Genomic DNA, 19,569 nt, shown 5'->3' with positions numbered 1-19,569 from the left:
TGTCTTAACCGTGCAGGTTGTCGCTGCGGGCAATGTCCAGCAAGTGATTCACTTCTACGGCATGGTCGACGCAATTGCGCGCGTGCCAGCGTTTGATGACCCACATGAACCCGGCGACCACCACGCCAAAGACCGTGATGGCGCCAAAGGCTGACAGGCCCATGCCAGTGGACAGGGCATAGAAGCCACCCAAGCCCAGGATGCATGCCTGCTCATTGAAATTCTGAACTGCAATGGAGCGTCCTGCGCCCATCAGATTGTGGCCCCGGTGTTGAAGCAGCGCATTCATGGGCACCACCAGGAAACCGCCCAAACCGCCCAGCAGCACGAGAAACGGCGCTGCAACCCACACGTTGGTAATGAAGTTCAGCAGGATCACCAGCACGCCCATGGCAATGCCCAGTGGCATCACGTTGGTGGCCTGGTCCAGCCGCATGCGCATGGATGCAGCAACTGCCCCAACGGCCGTGCCAATGGCAACCACCCCCACCAAGGCGGAGGCCTGTGTGACGCTGTAGCCCAAGGCTGCTGCCGCCCAGGCCAGCACGATGTAGCGCAGATTGCCGCTGACGCCCCAAAACAGCGTCGTCGTGGCCAGAGAGATTTGACCCAGGCGGTCGCGCCACAGCCGCAGGTTGCAGTGCCAGAAGTCAGGCAGCAAGGTGATCAGGTGTTTGGGCAGCGGGCGCATGGGCACGCCGGTTGCTGGAATGCGGGTGTTGAACCAGGCTGCCAGGATGTACACAAAAATCAGCACACTGATGGCCGCCTCTGGGGGGGTGTCAATGCTGGTCGTAAAAAATGGAAAGTCGATCGACAAAAGCCGTGCTGACACTGCGTGGCTCACCAATTGCCCGCCCAGCAACACACCCAGGATGATGGATGCGATGGTGAGGCCCTCAATCCAGCCATTGGCCTTGACCAACTGGGAAGAGGGCAGCAGCTCGGTGAGGATGCCGTATTTTGCCGGCGAGTACGCCGCGGCCCCCAAGCCCACAATGGCGTACGACATGAGCGGGTGAGTGCCAAACAGCATCATCAGGCAGCCTACCACCTTGATGCCATTGCTGAACAGCATGACTTTGCCTTTGGGCATGGCGTCGGCAAATGCCCCGACAAACGGCGCAAGCACCACATAGAACAAGGCGAACATAGGCACCAGCGCTGCCTGCTGCCATTCAGGGGCGCCACTGGTTCGCAGCAATTGAACAGCCCCCACAAACAGGGCGTTGTCTGCCAGCGAGCTAAAAAACTGCGCTGACATGATGGTGTAAAAACCGCGTTTCATTCGTGAGGGGTGCGCGCACTAGTGTGGCTAATGCGTCGAATATTGTGGGGTGTCTCCAAACGTGCTGCGGTTATAGCATGCCGGGCAGTGTCAAAATCCGTCCAGCCCATTGATCCCACATACCGCCATGCCCCGTCCCATACTCGCCACCATCCATACCCAGGCCTTTCGCAACAATCTGGAGCTTGCCCGCCGTGCTGCGCCGGATGCCCGGGTCTGGGCAGTAGTCAAGGCCAACGCCTATGGGCACGGAATCGAGCGGGTTTTTGAAGGCCTGCGGGGCGCCGATGGCTTTGCGCTGCTGGATCTGGCGGAGGCGCAGCGGGTGCGCGACCTGGGCTGGCGCGGGCCCATTTTGTTGCTCGAAGGCGCGTTTGAGTTGCGTGACCTGGAACTGTGTTCCCGTCTGGACCTGTGGCACACCGTGCACTGCGATGCCCAGATCGACATGCTGGCCGCGCACAAGACCAATGTGCCGCACCGCATATTCCTGAAGATGAATTCGGGCATGAACCGTCTGGGCTTCGCCCCGGACCGTTACCGGTCCGCCTGGGCCCGGCTCAATGCGTTGCCACAAGTGGACGAAATCTCGCTGATGACCCACTTCAGCGATGCCGATGGCCCCAAAGGGGTGGCGGCGCAAATGGCGGTCTTTGCGGCGGTGACCCGTGATCTGCCGGGTGAGCGGACCCTGAGCAACAGTGCGGCCACGTTGCGGTTCCCGGTCGACCCGACGCTGGCCGCGCAGCACCCCGAGGCCCTGGTGGTGTCGGACTGGGTTCGCCCGGGTATTGCCATCTACGGCAGCGCACCGGATTTCCCCGAGCACACGGCGGCACACTGGGGGCTGCAGCCCGCCATGACGCTTGCTACAAAAATCATAGCAGTCCAGGCAATCAATACGGGGGCTAGTGTCGGATATGGATCATCATTTGTGGCGCAGGAGCCGATGCGCATTGGTGTGGTGGCCTGCGGCTATGCCGACGGGTACCCCCGCATTTGCCCCACGGGCACGCCCATACTGGTGGACGGCGTCCGGACACGTACGCTTGGGCGCGTCAGCATGGACATGTTGGCGGTGGACCTGGGGCCCGTTCCATTGGCCGGTCCCGGCAGTGACGTTACGCTGTGGGGCATCGCAGCCAATGGTGCAGTCCTGTCTATTGATGAAGTAGCGGCCAGTGCCCAGACCGTGGGCTATGAGCTGATGTGCGCCCTGGCGACCCGTGTGCCTGTGGAGGTGTCAGCGTGAAGTACCACCCGATCCCGGTCGCCATGCTGGAAGTGGGCAAGCCACTGCCGGTCAATGTGTGGAGTCCGACGGGGCAATTGCTGTTGCGCCGTGGCCAGGCCGTGGTGTCTGAGCAGCACCGGGAACGGCTGCATTCCCACAATGCATCCTCAACCCCGGAAGACGCGCAGGCCTGGCAGCGTGCCTATGAACGCATGGTGCATGCCATGCTGCGCGACGGGGTAGATTTGCAAACCATTGCGCGCGCTCCGATGCCCAGCGCCATACTGCAACGCGACTACGTCACCGCCGAGCAACTCAGCGGGGGCTGGCTTGACCTGCAGGAAATGCTCCGGGGCATTCTGTACCAGGGCGGTCTCGCCATCAGTCCCTTGCAGCGGCTTGCCAACATCGAGAAGAAAGCCCTGGAACTGTTGCGTAAAGATCCTGATGACAGTTTGTTCTGTCTGTTCCAGGCACTGGCAGACAACGCGCTGGGCTATTGCGCCACGCACGCCTTATTGTGTTCGGTGGTGTGCGAGCTGACAGCCCAAAAGGTCGGGATTGACAGTTTGCAGCGGCAGTCCCTCATGAATGCGGCCCTGACCATGAACATTGGCATGGCGAGAGACCAGGACAGCCTGACCCGCCAAAGTGCAGACCCGACCGATTGGCAGCGCACGCTGATACAGGAACATCCGCAAAAGAGCGCGGAAATTCTGAGTGGATTTGACGTTGATGACGCCGACCAGATCGACATCGTGCGGTGGCACCATGACCCCGACTCCCCTGAGGCCGCTCCACGGACGTTGGCATCCCGGCGTATTCTGGCCATGGCGGACAGTTTTGTGGCCAAAATGGCCGCCCGCAAATCCCGTGCGTCGCTTTCGCCTGTGAAAGCCGTCAAATCCATGGTCATGGGCGCATCGGGCGATGCCGTGGGTGTGGGATCGGCCATGGCGCAGGCGGCGGGCTTTTACCCGCCGGGGAGCTACGTCATGCTGGTCAATGGCGAGACTGCGGTGTCAGTGCAGCGCGGTGAGCGCGCCAACACCCCCTGGGTGGTGAGCATTGTGGACAAGGTGGGTATGCCCATCGTGAGCTATACGGCGAAGAACACCTCCGGTGCCGCCTACGCGATTCAGGCGCCCCTCAATTTTGAGGCGGTGCGGGTAGTGGTGAATGCCGACAAGGTTCGCCGGGCCCGAGACCGAATCCCTCGGTAATTGGGCGAACGTCCTGCCGCCTGTGTTGCCGGGTTTTCTGGATTGATCTGTATTTTTATACAGTAATATCAGGCTATGGCCAAAGAAAAGACGATCTACACCTGCAACGAGTGCGGCGGCATTACACCCAAATGGCTGGGCAAGTGCCCCAGTTGCGGTGCCTGGAATACCTTGGTGGAATCGGTTGCCGAGACGGCTACACCCACCAAAAACCGCTATACCTCCCAGTTTCAGTCGCTCGCCAAAACGGCTGAAGTGACCACGCTGGCGGATATTGATGCCACGGATGTGCAGCGCACGCCCACCGGCCAGGATGAACTGGACCGGGTCCTGGGTGGTGGCATGGTCGAAGGCGCGGTGGTCCTCATTGGCGGCGACCCCGGAATCGGCAAATCCACGCTGCTGCTGCAGGCGCTGGATTCCCTGCAGCGCAGCGGCCAGTCCACCCTGTATGTGACAGGAGAAGAGAGCGGCGCGCAGGTGGCCCTTCGCTCGCGCAGATTGGGTTTGGACGCCTCGCAAGTCAAGGTGCTGGCAGAAATTCAACTGGACAAAATACTCGCCACGATCGAGACGCTGCAACCCGATGTGGCGGTGATTGATTCCATTCAAACCGTGTATTCCGACCAACTCACCTCCGCTCCCGGCTCCGTAGCGCAGGTCCGCGAATGCGCGGCGCACCTGACCCGCTGCGCCAAGTCCAGTGGAACCGCCATCGTGCTCGTGGGGCATGTGACCAAGGAGGGTGCGCTGGCCGGGCCACGGGTGCTGGAGCACATGGTCGACACCGTGCTGTACTTTGAAGGCGACACCCACAGCAGTTTTCGCCTGGTGCGCGCCATCAAGAACCGTTTTGGCGCAGTCAACGAGATTGGCGTGTTTGCCATGACGGAGAAAGGGCTCAAGGGCGTCTCCAACCCCAGTGCTATTTTTCTGAGCCAGCACAGCGAACCGGTGCCTGGAAGCTGCGTCATGGTTACGCTGGAGGGCACGCGCCCACTGCTGGTGGAGATACAGGCGCTGGTCGACAGTGGCGGACCTTCTCCCAGACGCCTCTCGGTGGGCTTGGACAAGGATCGGCTGGCTATGTTGCTGGCTGTGCTGCACCGCCACGCCGGGGTGGCCTGCATGGACCAGGATGTGTTTGTCAATGCGGTCGGCGGTGTGCGCATCAGCGAACCCGCAGCAGACCTGGCTGTGCTGCTGGCCATTACGTCCAGCTTGCGCGGCAAGGCCCTGCCCAAGGGTTTTTTTGCCTTCGGAGAAGTGGGTCTGGCGGGCGAGGTGCGCCCCGCGCCGCGCGGGCAGGAGCGGCTCAGAGAAGCGGCCAAACTCGGGTTCAGTGTGGCCGTGGTGCCCAAAGCCAATGTGCCGAAGAAGCCCATCGAGGGCTTGACCATTCACGCGGTGGAGCGGGTGGAGCAGGCCATGGAAGTAGTGCGCGGGCTGGGATAAGTCCCGGCCGGCTTGTGCTTGCGCCTCGGCGCTGACCTGCGTATGCTTCAATATGCATCTCCATCTGGCATTGAATATTATGAAAAGCACAAATCTTTCGTTGGGGGCCAAGCTGTGGCTCTTTATTGGCGTTGTCATGGCGCTGCTGGTCTTTACCCTGGTGTTTGCCACTCAGAGAAGCAGTGCGGTGCAATCACGCGCCGACTTGGCTTTTGAGACCCAGAGCAAAAAGACCAATTTGTCCCTTCAATGGTCAGGTTTGGTGGAAACCCAGCTGACGCGAATCATTGCCAGCGCGGCGACCCCGGACCCCGCTGTCGATGAGTTGTTCAAGGCGCAGATACCTGCTACCAGTGCGCGGATTACCGAGATCCAGAAGCAGGTTGAAGCCATTGGGCTGAATGCACCCGAAAAAACGCTGTTTGACCGTATCGCCGAGGAGCGGCGGCTGGCGCTGGTGTCGTTGGCCAAGGTACGCGAACTCAAGGGTGCCGGCGACCAGGCTGCAGCGGCAGCTGAGCTCAAGTCCAACTTGCAGCCTATGGTGGACAAGTACGTGAGTTCCCTGCAGGAATTCAGTGATTTGCAGAAGGGTGCCAACGCGCGCATGACCGACGAATTCCAGGCGGAGCGCGTTGTCAATAACTGGTTGACCCGTGGGTTGGTCCTGGCGCTGCTTCTCCTGCTGGTGCTGGGCAACTGGGTTCTCATCAAGCAGATTCGACAGCCTTTGCGTGACGCCATCACCGTGGCTGAAACCATTGCCAGTGGTGACCTCAGCGTCAAGGTGGAGGTGAGTCGGGGTGACGAGTTTGGTGACATGATGCGCGCGATCGCCCACATGCGGGATCAGCTGGTGCATCTGGTCGCCGATGTGCGCCAGGGTACGGAAAGCATTGCGGACGTGAGTGAGGAAATCGCGGCAGGCAATAACGACCTGTCGGCGCGCACCGAACAAACTGCGGCCAACCTGGAAGAGACCGCATCCAGCATGCAGGAGCTCACCTCCAACGTCAAACAATCCGCGGATTCCGCAAGGCAAGCCAACCAGTTGGCCGCTTCGGCTGCGCAGGTGGCGCAGCGGGGTGGCACGGTGGTGAGCCAGGTGGTGTCCACCATGAACGACATCAACGTCAGCTCACGCAAGATTTCCGACATCATCAGCGTCATTGATGGCATTGCCTTTCAGACCAACATCCTGGCGCTGAACGCGGCCGTGGAAGCGGCGCGCGCCGGAGAGCAAGGCCGGGGCTTTGCGGTGGTCGCCAGCGAAGTGCGCAGTCTGGCGGGCCGATCGGCGGATGCGGCCAAGGAAATCAAGTTGCTGATCAACAGCAGCGTCGAAAAGGTGGAAGGCGGATCTGTACTCGTAGCGCAAGCGGGGCAGACCATGACGGAAATCGTCAGTTCGGTGCAGCGGGTCACGGACATCATGGGCGAAATCACGGCGGCTGCGTCCGAACAGGCTGACGGCATCGCGCAAGTCAACGCGGCAGTCAGCCAGTTGGACCAGATGACGCAACAGAACGCCGCCTTGGTGGAGCAGTCCGCCGCCGCCGCAACCAGCATGAAAGATCAGGCGCACCGTCTTGCCGGCGTGGTGGCTGCCTTCAAGCTCGACGGTTCCAGTGCCGTGCGGGCACCGAAGCCTGCGGCGAAGCGGGCCGCTCCCCGTGTAGCTCCCCGCCCAGTGGCTTCCCCTGCACGTCCCAAGGCGATGCCAGCACCCGCACGCAAACCAGCCCTTGCACACCCGATGGCGCCGGTTCTGCATGCCAAGGTGGCTACACCTGCCCTCAACCACGCGTCGACCAAGGCGAGCGGCAGCAAGGGTGATGACGATTGGGAAACGTTTTAACCCGTGCCTTTTCTGAATTTTCGCAATAACCCTGTCGTTGCGCAGGGCGGTGCAGCGCTGGTTGCCGTCGCGCTGGCGGTGCTCGGTTATCGCTCTTATGGCTGGGGCGGCGTTGCCTTGGCGGCTGGCGGCCTGGTGATGTGGGTTTTGCTGCACATGACCCGCATGCTGCTGGTCTTGCGGCGTACGGCCGGTCGCCCGGTGGGTTCGGTCACCAGCGCTGTCATGCTCCATGCGCGCTTGCAGCGCGGCATGACCCTGTTGCAGGTGCTGGCCCTTACCCGCGCGCTGGGGCAATGTGTTTCTCCACCGAACGGCGACCCCGAGGTCTACCAATGGACCGATGGCGGAAACGTGCGGGTGCGCTGCATGTTCGCCCGGGGCGCGCTCGCCCAGTGGGAATTGCTGCGTCCCTGACGCGAAGAGTTCTGGTTGACCCAGAAGCCGATCCTTGCCAGCCGTAAAATCGGTATTTCAAAGACCACGACCCCAAGGACACAATCGATGAGCTCCCTACCTCCCTCAATGGCTGACCGCGACGGCAAAATCTGGATGGACGGCCAGATGGTCGAATGGCGCGATGCCAAGATTCACGTGCTGACCCACACGCTGCACTACGGTTGCGGCGCGTTTGAGGGAGTGCGCGCCTACAACACGGTCAATGGCACAGCGATTTTTCGCTTGGAAGAGCACACCGAGCGGCTGTTCAACAGCGCCAAAATCCTGCGCATGAAAATTCCGTTCACCCCGCAAGAGGTGATGGACGCCCAGATCGCCGTGGTGCGTGAAAACCATCTGGAGAGCGGCTACATTCGCCCGCTCACATGGATCGGCGCGCAGAAGCTGGGCGTGAGCCCCAAGGGCAACTCGATTCACCTGATGGTGGCGGCCTGGACCTGGGGTGCGTACCTGGGTGAGGACGGCATGAAGCGCGGCATTCGTGTCAAGACCAGCAGCTTTACCCGCCACCACGTCAACATCACCATGATCCACGCCAAGGCGGTGAGCAACTACACCAACTCCATCCTGGCCAACATGGAAGCCACCGACGAGGGCTATGACGAAGCCTTGTTGCTGGACCCACAAGGCTTTGCCTCGGAAGGCGCAGGCGAAAACCTGTTCATCGTGCGCAAGGGCGTGGTCTACACCCCCGACTCCAGCGCGGGTGCGCTCAACGGCATCACGCGCAACACCATCTTCGCAATCTGCCAGGATCTGGGCATCGAGCTCAAGGAAAAGCCGATCACCCGGGATGAGATTTACATCTCCGACGAAGCGTTTTTCTCCGGTACCGCCGCCGAGGTGACCCCGATTCGCGAACTCGACCGCATTGAAATCGGCCGCGGCTCGCGCGGCCCCATTACCGAAAAAATCCAGGCGGCGTTTTTTGACATCGTCAACGGCCGCAACCCCAAGTACGCCCATTGGCTCACCAAAGTCTGATACCCATGACACAAGTACCGATTGAACTGCTGGCCAAAGACCTGAACCACCAGGGTGGTGTGTTTTGCCCCAGCCCGCTGGCTCACATGCAAACCTGGAACACGCATCCCAAGGTGTACCTGGATGTGGCGCACACGGGTGAGGCCAAATGCCCGTATTGCGGCACTGTGTACAAACTCAAGGACGGCGAGCACTTCGCAGGGCATTGACCTTGCAACGACGCTCGGCACTGGTCATTGCCCCCCAGTGGATTGGGGATGCGGTGATGACCGAGCCGCTCATGCGGCGCCTGCACGCGCAGGGCCAAACCCTCACGGTGGCTGCGTTGCCCTGGGTGGCCCCGGTTTACCGGGCCATGCCCCAGGTGGCTGCGGTGATTGCATTGCCGTTTGCCCATGGCGGTCTGCAATGGGGTGCCCGGCGAACCTTGGCGCGTCAGTTGCGTGGGCAGTTCGACACGGCTTATGTCTGCCCGAATTCCTTGAAAAGCGCGTTGCTGCCCTGGTGGGCGGGCATTCCCAAGCGGGTGGGTTACCGGGGTGAGGCGCGCGTGGGGGTGCTCACGCACCGCCTGCCAAACCCGCCCAAAGGCCAGCGCCCGCCCATGGTGGCTTTCTATTCTGCGTTGAGCGGCGAGAGCGATGTGGCCAACGACCGCCCCCAGCTGCATCTGGGCGCATCGGGTGTGGACGGCGTGTTGGCGGGTTTGCAGCTGGAGCGCGCCCGCTACTACGTTTTTGCACCGGGTGCCGAATACGGCCCGGCCAAGCGCTGGCCCGCACGGCATTTTTCTGAGTTGGCACGGCAGTTGCCCCTTCCTGTGGTGCTGTTGGGCTCCGCAAAAGAGGCCGCGCTGTGCGCCGAAATTGCCCATGCGGCGAATGCAGGGCAGGGCGGGCACTGCCTGGATTGGTCAGGGCGCACGTCGCTGGATAAGGCACTGGCTGCCATCTCTGCTGCCAAGGCCATGGTCAGCAATGACTCGGGTCTGATGCACGTTGCGGCGGCTTTTGGTGTACCCCAGGTCGCCTTGTTCGGCTCATCGAGCCCGCTGCACACGCCGCCGCTCAGTCCGCAAGCCCACGTACTGTGGCTCAAAAATGACCCAGACTACCAGCCACCGCTGGACTGCGCACCGTGCTTTGCGCGGGAGTGCCCGCTGGGCCACACGCGGTGCCTGGTGGATATCAAGCCGGAGCGGGTGCTACATTTTTTATAGCTCCTTGCGCAGTAGCGACGGGGGCTACGGCCTTTTTTTCCATGAAGTTCGCAACCCGCATCCGCTTTGCTATCATTTTGTCGATTCCCGCAGGGCAGCTGCCCGTTGTTTTTACCAACCCGACCGAAAGGACTGATTCCCATGGCCAAGAGTTTGAAACAGTTAGGCGTCTCCCTGGCGCTCGTCACGAGTGCCGTGTTAGCCGCCGTCGGCGCGCACGCCGCCGAGCCCAAGGAGCTCAACATCTACAACTGGTCGGACTACATCGCCGAAGACACGATCAAGAATTTCGAGAAAGAGACGGGCATCAAGGTCCGTTACGACAACTACGACAACAACGAAATCCTGCACGCCAAGCTGGTGGCGGGCCGTTCGGGTTATGACATCGTGGTGCCCGGTTCGCACTTTGCCAAAACGCAGATTGAAGGCGGCCTGCTGCAGAAGTTGGACCGCAGCAAGCTCACTAACTGGGGCAACCTGGACAAGGGCTTGCTGGAGCAACTCGCCAAGGTGGACCCGGGCAACGAATACCTGGTGGACTGGCTGTGGGGCTATGTGACGGTAGGTATCAACGTCAACAAGGTCAAGGCCGCGCTGGGCGACATGCCGATGCCGGAGAACGCCTGGAGCCTGCTGTTTGACACCAAGTATGTCAGCAAGCTCAAAAGCTGCGGAGTGAGCGTGCTGGATTCGGCCTCCGAGGTGATTCCGGCGGCGTTGATGTATGCCGGAAAGCCCGCATTCAGCAAGGACCCGGCCGACTACGCGGCGGCGGCTGGCGTGCTCAAGGCGATTCGCCCCTATGTGACGCGCTTCTCGTCGTCCGGGTACATTGAGGAAATGGCCAGCGGTGCTACCTGCCTGGTTTTGGGTTTCTCGGGTGATATCAACATTGCCCGCAGCCGTGCGGCAGAGGCCAAGACCAAGAGCAAGACCCCTGTCGTGATTGAGGCGCTAGTGCCCAAGACGGGCGCCACGTTGTTCTTTGACACTATGGCCATTCCCAAGGATGCGAAGCACGTCGAGAACGCCCACCTGTTCATCAACTACATCCTGCGCCCTGAAGTGCATGCTTCGCTGACCAACAAGGTGTTTTATGCCAACCCCAACGCGGCTTCTCTGAAGTTCGTGAAAAAGGATGTCGCGGAGAACAAGACCATTTTCCTGGATGCTGCCGCAACCAAAACCATGGTGGCGCCCGATGCCTTGCCGCAGGCAGTGCGCAAGGTGCAGACCCGCACTTTTACCAACTTCAAGGCGGGTCGCTAGACCGGTCGACAGGCAGACAAAAAAAAGCCACCCGAGGGTGGCTTTATAAAAGTCCCCGAAGGGACGTCGTTGGAACCTGTTGAAGCAAACCTATTGGCTGGTTTGGCTTCGATCCTTGTGAACTGTGACAGCAGCTGGGTGTACTGTAGGGGGTTTGCGGCTTTCGCGGTATCCCCCATTCGGGTGAATTTGGGACATTTTTTTGCGAAAACGCAAAGAAGTCATTTGATATTTGTGAGGTCTACCGAATCTTCATTGACTTTAACTATCAGGTCGGCGCGATGGCGCGTTATTTCAATACGCCGTGCGTTCGGCTCATCAGTCAGGGCAATCCACTCCAGGGCTTGTTCGCGGCTCCGACCAAAGTGCATGTGTCGGTTCAACAGCCGCTCCAGACGCACCGCACCATCTACTTCCAGGTACCAGACTTCATCCAGAACGCCGCGAATCTGGGCCCAGGGCGCGTCCTCCAGCAGAAGGTAGTTGCCCTCCGCAATGACTAACGGAATGTGGGCTTGCACGGCAATGGCGCCTGCCACAGCCTCTTCCAATTCGCGCCGGAACTCCGGGGCGTAAATGGTTTCACCGAGTTGCTGCGTTTTGATACGGCGCAACAGTTCGACATAGCCGGCGCTGTCAAAGGTATCGGGTGCACCCTTGCGTGCGGCTTTGCCAAGACGAGCCAGCTCGGTGTTGGCAAGATGAAATCCATCCATGGGCACGATACAGGTGTCCTGCGCAAAGGCCGACGCCAAAGTGGCCGCCAACGTCGATTTTCCGGCTCCGGGTGGCGCGACAATGCCCAGGATTTTGCGTTGGCCGGACGCAATCAACTGCTGTGTGCGAACCAGGCACTCGGGGGGCAATGTCATGGCGCGGCAGGTGAGAAAATGCCTTGCGTACATTCCAGGGCGGTGCTGCCCAGCCGCCGCCGCACTTCGTCTCGCGTGGGTGGCACGCAGCCGCGGCGCATGACGCAAATGCTGGCACTGGCGATGGCATTGCAAAGCAGGTCATAGGCCTGTTTGGCGGTCACTTCGGCAGAACCCCAGCCCCGGGGAAGTGTGCTTTCCAGCAATGCAGTAACCAGTCCGGCCAAAAAGCAGTCGCCCGCGCCCACCGTGTCAACCACCGCGATTTTTTCGGTCTCGTGGGAATGAAAAATCTGTCCGTGACGGGTCAGCAGGCTGGCGCCATCGCCTCCGCGAGTGAGTGCCACGAAGTGTGCGCTGCTGTGGCGAAGCAAATAGCGGGCGCGCTCGATGGCGTTGGCCCCTGGCAGGTTCAGGCACTCCAGGTCTTCATCGCTCACCTTGATGATGTCTGCATAGTGCAGCGCAGAGAGCACATGGCGGCGATACAGATCGAGGTCAGGCATCACGGAAGGTCGCAAGTTCGCATCAATTACCACCGTGCGCCCAGCCTGGCGCTGTGCGGACAACCACGGCAGGTAGGTCGCAGCGTCGTCGGGGGACAAAGCCAGCGCGCCCGTGCACACCACCGACAGGGACTCGGCCTGCGCGCAGGCTTGCACCATATCGATTGCCGTGGTGGCCCGGTCAGCCACTCCTTCGCGGTAAAAGGAATAGTCCGGGTGCCCTTCTGCATTGACGCCCACCACTGCCAGAGACGTCACTTGCGATACCGGGGTCGGGACCGCGAGGTGCACGCCATCTTCCCGCAAGCCGGCTTCCAGCTGGCGCCCAAAGCGGTCGCGTGAAAGGGGGTTGAGATAAAGCGTTTCGACCCCCTGGCGCGCCAGAGCGCGCGTGAGGTTGTAGACAGCACCGCCCAGGCACGGGTCAAAACGGCCGTCAGCGTTGCGAATCAGGTCGATCAAGGCCTCGCCAGCGGTGGCAACTTGTAGAAGCGATTTATTTTGTGTCATATTAGGGTTTTCCATAACTAAAGCAACTTGATTTAGTAAGTAGTTTCCAACTATAGTTCAGCCACGCTAAGACGTAAAGCGTAAAAACCCAGGGGCCAAGGCACCTGACAAGCAAAACCTGATTGGATATCCTCCTAGGAGACACTAGATGAAAAAAGCTACCGTACTGACTTTGACCGCTCTGGCACTGGCTGCGTCCAGCGCATTTGCTGCTGATCCCGTGATCGGATTGATCACCAAGACCGACAGCAACCCCTTCTTCGTGAAGATGAAGGAAGGTGCCGAAGCCGAAGGCAAGAAACTGGGTGCCAAAGTACTCAGCGGCGCAGGCAAAATGGACGGCGACAACGCTGGCCAGATCACTGCCATGGAAAACATGATTGCAGCAGGAGCAAAGACGATCCTGATCACCCCCAGCGACGCCAAAGCCATCATCCCCGCCATCAAGAAAGCGCAAGCCCAAGGCGTGATGGTCATCGCGCTGGACAGCCCGACGGATCCGGTCAGCGCCGTGGATGCATTGTTTGCTACCGACAACTTCAAGGCCGGCGTGCTGATTGGACAATACGCCAAAGCAGCTCTGGGCGGCAAGAAGCCCGTGATTGCTACGCTCGACCTGTTCCCGGGCCACCCCGTGGGAGCACAGCGCCACAATGGTTTCCTGCAGGGCTATGGCCTGAAATCGCTGGACGCCAAGAGCAACGACCTGGCGCAACCATCCGAAGTGGTCTGCATGGCGGACAGCTTTGGCGACGCAGCCAAGGGCCAGACCGGTATGGAAAACTGCTTGCAAAAGAACCCTGGTATCAACGTGGTGTACACCATCAATGAGCCAGCAGCAGCCGGTGCCTACAAGGCTTTGAAGGCCGCTGGCAAAGAGAAAGATGTGGTCATCGTGTCGGTGGACGGCGGCTGCGCGGGTATCAAGGACGTGGGCGCTGGCGTGATCACCGCAACCTCGCAGCAATACCCCTTGAAGATGGCTTCCATGGGGGTAGCCGCGGGTGTGGAATACGCCAAGACCGGCAAAAAGGTCAGCGGCTACACCGATACGGGTGTGACCCTGATTGCCGCCAAATCCATGCCCGGCGTGGACAGCAAAGACGTGAAAACCGGCACCGACCTGTGCTGGGGTAACAAGTAAGTTTGATATGCGGCGCCTCCTAAACGGGGGCGCTGCGACGGTCCACCGGACTCCCCCCTCAACGAGCCATGATCTGACATGAACACGTCCACTCTCAAGCTCCCGCCCATCGCAACGCTGGGCCCCTTCATTGCCCTGCTGCTGGCCTGCATCTTCTTTGCAACCCAGAGCGACCGGTTTTTGTCGCCCCAGAATTTCTCGCTGATCCTGCAGCAGGTCATGGTGGTCGGTGTGATCGCTATCGGCCAGACACTGATCATTTTGACCGCCGGTATTGACTTGTCGTGTGGCATGGTGATGGCCCTGGGCGGCATTGTGATGACCAAGTTCGCTGCCGACTACGGGCTCTCCGCGCCTGTGGCCATTGCCTGCGGCATCGCGGCGACCACCCTTTTCGGCTTGCTTAATGGCCTGCTGGTGACGCGCATCAAGCTGCCACCGTTCATCGTGACACTGGGCACCCTCAATATCGCATTTGCCATCACGCAGCTCTACTCCAAGTCGCAAACGGTGACGGACATCCCCGAAGGCATGACCTTCCTGGGGAACACCCTCAAGATGGGAAGTACCTCGATTGCCTACGGCGTGGTGCTGATGCTGGCGCTCTATCTGGTCACATGGCTCTGGCTGCGGGAAACCGCGCCGGGCCGCCATATCTATGCCGTGGGTAACAGCCCGGAAGCAACGCGCCTCACCGGCATCCCGACCGACCGCGTCCTGCTGGGCGTGTATGTGCTCGCTGGCGTGTTCTATGGCATTGCATCGCTTTTGTCGGTAGCGCGCACCGGCGCCGGTGACCCCAACGCGGGGCAAACCGAAAATCTGGACGCCATCACCGCCGTGGTGCTGGGCGGCACCAGCCTGTTCGGCGGGCGCGGCATCATTTTGGGTACCCTGGTGGGCGCCATGATTGTGGGCGTGTTCCGCAACGGCCTCACGCTCATGGGAGTGTCGTCTGTGTATCAAATTCTGGTCACCGGCATTCTGGTGATTCTGGCTGTGGCCACTGATCAAATGTCGCGTAAGGGAGTCCGTTGATGAGCCCGAAAACACCTCAAATCGTGATGCAGGCCAAAGGCCTGGTCAAGCGCTATGGCCAGGTGACGGCCCTGGACGGTGTGGACTTCGAGTTGCGCGCCGGTGAAATTCTGGCCGTCATTGGCGACAACGGCGCGGGCAAGTCCTCGCTGATCAAGTGCCTGTCAGGTGCCACCATTCCTGACGAAGGCGAGATTCTGCTGGATGGCAAGCCGATTCATTTCCGCAGCCCCATTGACGCACGCCGATCCGGCATCGAAACCGTCTACCAGGATCTGGCCGTTGCTCCCGCCATGACGATTGCGGAAAACCTCTTCATGGGCCGCGAGTTGCTGCGCCCCGGATTCATGGGTCAGTTCCTGCGCCTGCTGGACAAGAAGAAGATGCTGGAAGAGAGCATCTCAAGAATGAACGACCTCAAGGTCGGCATTCGTTCCATGACGCAGGCGGTGGAAACGCTCTCCGGCGGCCAGCGCCAGTGCGTGGCCGTGGCCCGAGCGGCAGCTTTTGCGCAGCATGTGGTGATCATGGATGAACCCACGGCAGCGCTGGGTGTGAAGGAAGGCAACATGGTGCTGGAGTTGATTCGCCGGGTGCGCGACAAGGGACTGCCGGTGGTGCTGATCTCGCACAACATGCCCCATGTGTTTGAAGTGGCAGACCGCATCCACATCGCCCGTCTGGGCAAGCGCGCCGCGGTGGTTAACCCCAAATACATCAGCATGAGCGATACCGTTGCCGTGATGACGGGCGCCAAGACGGTGGAAGAGCTACCGGAGAACGCCCTTGCTTAAAGGCATCAACCCCCTGCTGACGCCCGATCTGCTCAAACTCCTGATGGAGATGGGTCATGATGACAGTCTGGTGCTGGTGGACGCCAATTTCACAGCGGTCCAGTTGGCAGCGGGCAAGCCTTTGCTGCGCCTGCCGGGCACTGGCATGCTGCGCGCCATTCAGGCCATTACATCGGTTTTGCCACTGGTGGCAGACGAGCGCCACCCGGTGGGGTACATGCAGGTCAGTGACACCCCGGCGGACTACCGCTCCGCATTGCAGCGTGAGGTGTTGGCCCACGTGGAGCCGTTTTTTTTGCCAGAGCAGTCGGCAGAGCCCATTGAGCGGTACGCGTTTTACGAGCGCGCGCGCAAGGCGTTTGGAATCGTCATCACTGGCGAGCTGCAGCCATTTGGTAACTTCGTACTGCGAAAGGGCGTGATCGGTGAAAATCTCCGACCATGACCTCTGCCGATCCCACACCCGCTGTTTCACCCCCCTCGCCACCACGGGTTGAAATGGTCTCGCCAACACTGCTGCGCCCGCGCGGTTCCAACCATGTGGGCATGCGGCAATTCAATGAGCGCGTGGTGTTGCAGGCCATTCGGCTCAATGGCAGCGTACCCAAAGCAGAATTGGCCCGGCTGACAGGACTGACAGCCCAAACCATCGGCCTGATCACCACGCGGCTGGAAGACGACGGATTGCTCATTCGCCATGACCCTGTGCGCGGGCGCATTGGTCAGCCTTCGGTGCCACTGGCGCTGAATCCGGATGGGGCCTTCTCTCTGGGAATCAAGATCGGGCGGCGCAGTGCGGACTGGCTGCTGGTTGACTTCACCGGCGCCGTGCGCAAACGTGAAACCCTGAACTATGACTTCCCTGACGCGCAGACTCTTCTGCCCGTCATCCGCACGCGGATGCATGCCATTCAGGCGGGGCTGGGGGCCTTGGGATCGCGTCTGGTGGGTGTGGGCGTTGCCGCCCCGTTCAACATGGGCGGTTGGCACAAGATGCTGGGCCTCTCGCAGGCCACGTCCGACCACTGGAACCAGATCGACCTCTGCGCGCAAGTGCAGGCCATGACCGACACGCCGGTGAGTTTCGTGAAGGACACCTCTGCGGCCTGTATTGCCGAGCTGGTGGCGGGCCGTGGCCGCGACCTGAAGAGTTTTCTGTACCTGTTTGTCGATACTTTTGTGGGTGGCGGTCTGGTGATCAATTCTCATCTGCATGATGGTGTGCACGGCAACGCGGGGGCCGTGGCCTCGTTGCCGCTGCAAGTTGCCAGCGGCACGGGCGGTGCCCCAGAGCAATTGATTGCCCATGCCTCGCTGTGGGAGCTGGAGCAGCGATTCAAGAGCGTGGGGCTGGAGCCCAGCGCGGCCTACGATGACCGTGCCCTGTCGCCGCCCTATCTGGCGCAAACCGATGAATGGATTGCCAGCGCCGCCTTGGGACTGGCCCAGTGTGTAGTGAGTGGGACTGCGTTTCTGGATGTGGGGGCGGTGGTCATTGACGGCTCATTCAGCATCACCATGCTGCAACGCCTGATCGCAAGAACGAATGACGCACTGGGCCGGTACAACTGGGAGGGCCTGTGGCCAACCCGGGTGATTGCCGGGAGTGTGGGTTCTGACGCACGGGCACTGGGGGGTGCCTTGTTGCCCTTGCATGCGAATTTCGCTCCAGACCGGGATGTGTTTCTCAAAGCCACGCCCTGAGAGCGTTTTCAGGCCGCCATGGGCAATCGAATGTCGAAACACGCGCCGCCTTGGGGCTGGTTATTGCAGCCGACGGAGCCACCATGGCGCAAAGCGATGGATTTCACCAAGGCCAAACCCAGACCCACTCCGCCATCGCGCTCGGATGCGCCTGGCAAGCGATAAAAGGGCTCAAATATGCGATCCTGGTATGCAGCAGGCACACCGGGGCCGTTGTCGCACACCCGGATGACCGCGACTTGGCGCTCCTGGGTCAGCGTCAGGGTGGCGTCACCGTGGCCATAGCGACTGGCGTTTTCCAGCAGGTTGCGAACTGCACGGCGCAGCAGCTTGCTGACGCCCGGTACCAGGAGCTCGCCACCGGCAATCTGCACATCCAGTGCGACGCCCGTGCGCGCGCATTCCTCCGCAGTCAAGCCCATCAGGTCGACCGGTTCGATCGTGCCCAGATCCGCCTCTTTGGCATCGAGGCGGCTTGCCAGCAGGATCTCTTCGATCAGCTGATCCAGCTCACCAATGTTGCGGGCAATTTCATCCTTTGCCTGGCCGGATGCTGTGTCGCGCGCACCGCCCATGAATTCCAGGCCCATGCGGATACGTGTCAACGGCGAACGCAATTCGTGCGAGGCGTTGGCCAACAGCGATTTTTGTGATGCCAGCAAGGCGTCGCGCGCTTTCACCAGCGTTTCAATTTGCTGCGCTGCGTGGTTGAAGCGACTGGCCAAAAAGCCGACCTCGTCATTCCCTGCTACCGGCACGCGCACGCTGAGGTTGCCGTCACCCCATTGCTCCACGCTGTGCTGGAGGACCTCCAGCCTGCGGGTGAGTCGACGAATGATGGGATAGGTTCCCAGCGCCACGGCCACTCCGACCAGGCCAAGCGTCCAGAAAAAACCGAATGGCGCGCGCCATGACGACTGCGGCGACCGGGGCAGATGCAGGTGCATCGTCTGTCCGTCATGCATGCGCACCTCAAATTCCGGGCCTTCGCGCACGTGGCCGCCGGGTGCTCCATTGGGGTGCCCCAAGCGAACGAGGCCGTTGCCAATTACCTCACCGGTTTCGTTGCGCACGACCACTTCCCGCAACGGCGGATCGGCCGCCATGCGCCAGGCCCAGCCCACCATCAGCGTGAGCACGGCCACGGCCAGCACGACGGCCAGCCAGATGCGCACATACAGTTTCTGGAAGAACATGGGTCAACGTGGACTGGACAATGTCAGTCTTGCTGCCGGGCAAAAACGTAGCCCACACCCCGCACGGTCAGAATGCGTTTGGGTGCTTTGGGGTCGACTTCAATGGCGGCGCGGATACGGCCCATGTGCACATCAATCGACCGGTCAAATGCATCGAGCTCCCGGCCGCGCACGGCTTCCATGATCTGGTCGCGGGTCAGCACCCGCCCGGCCCGTTCAGCCAGCGCAACCAGCAGGTCAAACTGATATGAGGTCAGATCGCAGACCGCGCCACTGACCGATACGGTTCGTGCATCACGGTCGATCTCCAGCGAGCCAAAGTGCAACGACTTGCTGTCGGGCGTCGGGCCTTCGCCACGGCGGCGCAGTACGGCGCGGATGCGCGCCAGCAACTCCCGGGGCTCGAACGGTTTGGGCAGGTAATCGTCGGCGCCAATCTCCAGACCGATGATGCGGTCCATGGCATCGCCCTTGGCGGTGAGCATCAAGACCGGCACCTGCGCCTGGCTGTTGGGCAGTGCGCGGATACGGCGACACACTTCCAGCCCGTCAATGTCGGGCAGCATCAAATCCAGGAGAACCAGATCGATGGCCACCCCATTGGCGGGATTGCCCAGTTGTGCCAACCCAGTCAGGCCGTCGCCTGCGCAGCTCACGGTGTAGCCGGACTGCTCCAGGTATTGCGCCACCATGGCGGCCAGGCGGGCGTCGTCCTCAATCATCAATAGGTGTTGGCTCATGCGCACAGTCTATCCCTGCCCGTTGCCAGGCATATGCGCGGCACTTGAAGCCACGGTAAAGTTGGGTAAATGCAAT

19 protein-coding genes are annotated in these 19,569 nt (G+C 60.9%); 14 read left to right on the top strand and 5 right to left on the bottom strand.

Features of this window, described 5'->3' with window-relative positions:
• Positions 1 to 4: 4 nt before the first annotated feature.
• The gene (gene lplT / locus AC097W_RS07150) at positions 5 to 1,288 is read right to left on the bottom strand and encodes a lysophospholipid transporter LplT (RefSeq protein WP_479601793.1); all 1,284 of its coding nucleotides are present in this window, start codon (positions 1,286 to 1,288) and stop codon (positions 5 to 7) included.
• 127 nt (positions 1,289 to 1,415) lie between these two features.
• On the opposite strand from lplT, the gene alr reads away from it, so the two are divergent.
• The 9 genes from alr to AC097W_RS07105 all read left to right on the top strand — a co-directional run bounded on the left by alr (position 1,416) and on the right by AC097W_RS07105 (position 10,989).
• Positions 1,416 to 2,540: an alanine racemase gene (gene alr, locus AC097W_RS07145; protein ID WP_479601792.1), complete on the top strand. Its 1,125-nt coding sequence runs from the start codon at positions 1,416 to 1,418 to the stop codon at positions 2,538 to 2,540.
• The gene (locus AC097W_RS07140) at positions 2,537 to 3,745 is read left to right on the top strand and encodes an HD-GYP domain-containing protein (RefSeq protein WP_479601791.1); all 1,209 of its coding nucleotides are present in this window, start codon (positions 2,537 to 2,539) and stop codon (positions 3,743 to 3,745) included. Before alr ends, AC097W_RS07140 begins: the two co-directional genes overlap by 4 nt.
• 75 nt (positions 3,746 to 3,820) lie before the next feature.
• Complete coding sequence (gene radA, locus AC097W_RS07135) at positions 3,821 to 5,200, top strand: DNA repair protein RadA (RefSeq protein WP_479601790.1); 1,380 nt, start codon at positions 3,821 to 3,823, stop codon at positions 5,198 to 5,200.
• Positions 5,201 to 5,279: 79 nt separating this feature from the next.
• Complete coding sequence (locus tag AC097W_RS07130) at positions 5,280 to 7,058, top strand: methyl-accepting chemotaxis protein (protein WP_479601789.1); 1,779 nt, start codon at positions 5,280 to 5,282, stop codon at positions 7,056 to 7,058.
• Positions 7,059 to 7,061: 3 nt separating this feature from the next.
• Entirely contained in the window at positions 7,062 to 7,475 is a 414-nt protein-coding gene (locus AC097W_RS07125; RefSeq protein WP_479601788.1) for a glycerate kinase, read from the top strand.
• A gap of 87 nt (positions 7,476 to 7,562) precedes the next feature.
• Entirely contained in the window at positions 7,563 to 8,501 is a 939-nt protein-coding gene (locus tag AC097W_RS07120; protein ID WP_479601787.1) for a branched-chain amino acid transaminase, read from the top strand.
• Between the two features lie 5 nt (positions 8,502 to 8,506).
• The gene (locus tag AC097W_RS07115; protein WP_479601786.1) at positions 8,507 to 8,710 is read left to right on the top strand and encodes a zinc-finger domain-containing protein; all 204 of its coding nucleotides are present in this window, start codon (positions 8,507 to 8,509) and stop codon (positions 8,708 to 8,710) included.
• 2 nt (positions 8,711 to 8,712) lie between these two features.
• On the top strand, positions 8,713 to 9,720 hold the full coding sequence (gene waaF / locus AC097W_RS07110; protein WP_479601785.1) for a lipopolysaccharide heptosyltransferase II: 1,008 nt from the start codon (positions 8,713 to 8,715) through the stop codon (positions 9,718 to 9,720).
• Positions 9,721 to 9,861: 141 nt separating this feature from the next.
• On the top strand, positions 9,862 to 10,989 hold the full coding sequence (locus tag AC097W_RS07105; protein WP_479601784.1) for a polyamine ABC transporter substrate-binding protein: 1,128 nt from the start codon (positions 9,862 to 9,864) through the stop codon (positions 10,987 to 10,989).
• Between the two features lie 221 nt (positions 10,990 to 11,210).
• On the opposite strand, the gene AC097W_RS07100 is transcribed toward AC097W_RS07105, so the two are convergent.
• On the bottom strand, positions 11,211 to 11,861 hold the full coding sequence (locus tag AC097W_RS07100; RefSeq protein ID WP_479601783.1) for a nucleoside/nucleotide kinase family protein: 651 nt from the start codon (positions 11,859 to 11,861) through the stop codon (positions 11,211 to 11,213).
• On the bottom strand, positions 11,858 to 12,877 hold the full coding sequence (locus AC097W_RS07095; protein WP_479601782.1) for a PfkB family carbohydrate kinase: 1,020 nt from the start codon (positions 12,875 to 12,877) through the stop codon (positions 11,858 to 11,860). Before AC097W_RS07095 ends, AC097W_RS07100 begins: the two co-directional genes overlap by 4 nt.
• Positions 12,878 to 13,025: 148 nt before the next feature.
• On the opposite strand from AC097W_RS07095, the gene AC097W_RS07090 reads away from it, so the two are divergent.
• From AC097W_RS07090 to AC097W_RS07070, 5 genes are all read left to right on the top strand, one after another.
• Positions 13,026 to 14,021 (top strand): substrate-binding domain-containing protein, encoded by a 996-nt coding sequence (locus tag AC097W_RS07090; RefSeq protein ID WP_479601781.1) that lies wholly within the window; start codon positions 13,026 to 13,028, stop codon positions 14,019 to 14,021.
• A 78-nt stretch (positions 14,022 to 14,099) separates the two neighbouring features.
• Positions 14,100 to 15,059, top strand: a complete 960-nt coding sequence (locus AC097W_RS07085) for an ABC transporter permease (RefSeq protein WP_479601780.1) — start codon at positions 14,100 to 14,102, stop codon at positions 15,057 to 15,059.
• Positions 15,059 to 15,853, top strand: a complete 795-nt coding sequence (locus AC097W_RS07080; RefSeq protein WP_479601779.1) for an ATP-binding cassette domain-containing protein — start codon at positions 15,059 to 15,061, stop codon at positions 15,851 to 15,853. Before AC097W_RS07085 ends, AC097W_RS07080 begins: the two co-directional genes overlap by 1 nt.
• Complete coding sequence (locus AC097W_RS07075; protein ID WP_479601778.1) at positions 15,846 to 16,298, top strand: RbsD/FucU family protein; 453 nt, start codon at positions 15,846 to 15,848, stop codon at positions 16,296 to 16,298. The genes AC097W_RS07080 and AC097W_RS07075 overlap by 8 nt, the downstream gene beginning before the upstream one ends.
• Before the next feature lie 53 nt (positions 16,299 to 16,351).
• Positions 16,352 to 17,557, top strand: coding sequence for an ROK family transcriptional regulator (locus AC097W_RS07070; protein WP_479602075.1), 1,206 nt, complete (start codon positions 16,352 to 16,354; stop codon positions 17,555 to 17,557).
• An 8-nt stretch (positions 17,558 to 17,565) separates the two neighbouring features.
• On the opposite strand, the gene AC097W_RS07065 is transcribed toward AC097W_RS07070, so the two are convergent.
• Together AC097W_RS07065 and AC097W_RS07060 are read right to left on the bottom strand one after the other, a co-directional pair.
• A complete protein-coding gene (locus AC097W_RS07065; protein WP_479601777.1) occupies positions 17,566 to 18,753 on the bottom strand; it encodes a sensor histidine kinase in 1,188 nt (395 codons plus the stop codon).
• Between the two features lie 23 nt (positions 18,754 to 18,776).
• Positions 18,777 to 19,493: a response regulator gene (locus AC097W_RS07060; RefSeq protein ID WP_479601776.1), complete on the bottom strand. Its 717-nt coding sequence runs from the start codon at positions 19,491 to 19,493 to the stop codon at positions 18,777 to 18,779.
• Positions 19,494 to 19,569: the final 76 nt, after the last annotated feature.

This window comes from Rhodoferax sp. GT1R46 (genome assembly GCF_056521285.1).
Note: the sequence above shows the minus strand (reverse complement) of the source record. Positions and strands in the feature narration are given on the sequence as shown.

Coding starts and splice junctions, on each gene's coding strand:
- AC097W_RS07105 (WP_479601784.1), top strand. CDS start 9,862: ATGGCCAAGAGTTTGAAACAGTTAGGCGTCTCCCTGGCGCTCGTCACG.
- AC097W_RS07100 (WP_479601783.1), bottom strand. CDS start 11,861: ATGACATTGCCCCCCGAGTGCCTGGTTCGCACACAGCAGTTGATTGCG.
- AC097W_RS07130 (WP_479601789.1), top strand. CDS start 5,280: ATGAAAAGCACAAATCTTTCGTTGGGGGCCAAGCTGTGGCTCTTTATT.
- radA (WP_479601790.1), top strand. CDS start 3,821: ATGGCCAAAGAAAAGACGATCTACACCTGCAACGAGTGCGGCGGCATT.
- AC097W_RS07090 (WP_479601781.1), top strand. CDS start 13,026: ATGAAAAAAGCTACCGTACTGACTTTGACCGCTCTGGCACTGGCTGCG.
- AC097W_RS07120 (WP_479601787.1), top strand. CDS start 7,563: ATGAGCTCCCTACCTCCCTCAATGGCTGACCGCGACGGCAAAATCTGG.
- AC097W_RS07070 (WP_479602075.1), top strand. CDS start 16,352: ATGGTCTCGCCAACACTGCTGCGCCCGCGCGGTTCCAACCATGTGGGC.
- alr (WP_479601792.1), top strand. CDS start 1,416: ATGCCCCGTCCCATACTCGCCACCATCCATACCCAGGCCTTTCGCAAC.
- AC097W_RS07065 (WP_479601777.1), bottom strand. CDS start 18,753: ATGTTCTTCCAGAAACTGTATGTGCGCATCTGGCTGGCCGTCGTGCTG.
- lplT (WP_479601793.1), bottom strand. CDS start 1,288: ATGAAACGCGGTTTTTACACCATCATGTCAGCGCAGTTTTTTAGCTCG.
- AC097W_RS07095 (WP_479601782.1), bottom strand. CDS start 12,877: ATGACACAAAATAAATCGCTTCTACAAGTTGCCACCGCTGGCGAGGCC.
- AC097W_RS07060 (WP_479601776.1), bottom strand. CDS start 19,493: ATGAGCCAACACCTATTGATGATTGAGGACGACGCCCGCCTGGCCGCC.
- AC097W_RS07115 (WP_479601786.1), top strand. CDS start 8,507: ATGACACAAGTACCGATTGAACTGCTGGCCAAAGACCTGAACCACCAG.
- AC097W_RS07080 (WP_479601779.1), top strand. CDS start 15,059: ATGAGCCCGAAAACACCTCAAATCGTGATGCAGGCCAAAGGCCTGGTC.
- AC097W_RS07085 (WP_479601780.1), top strand. CDS start 14,100: ATGAACACGTCCACTCTCAAGCTCCCGCCCATCGCAACGCTGGGCCCC.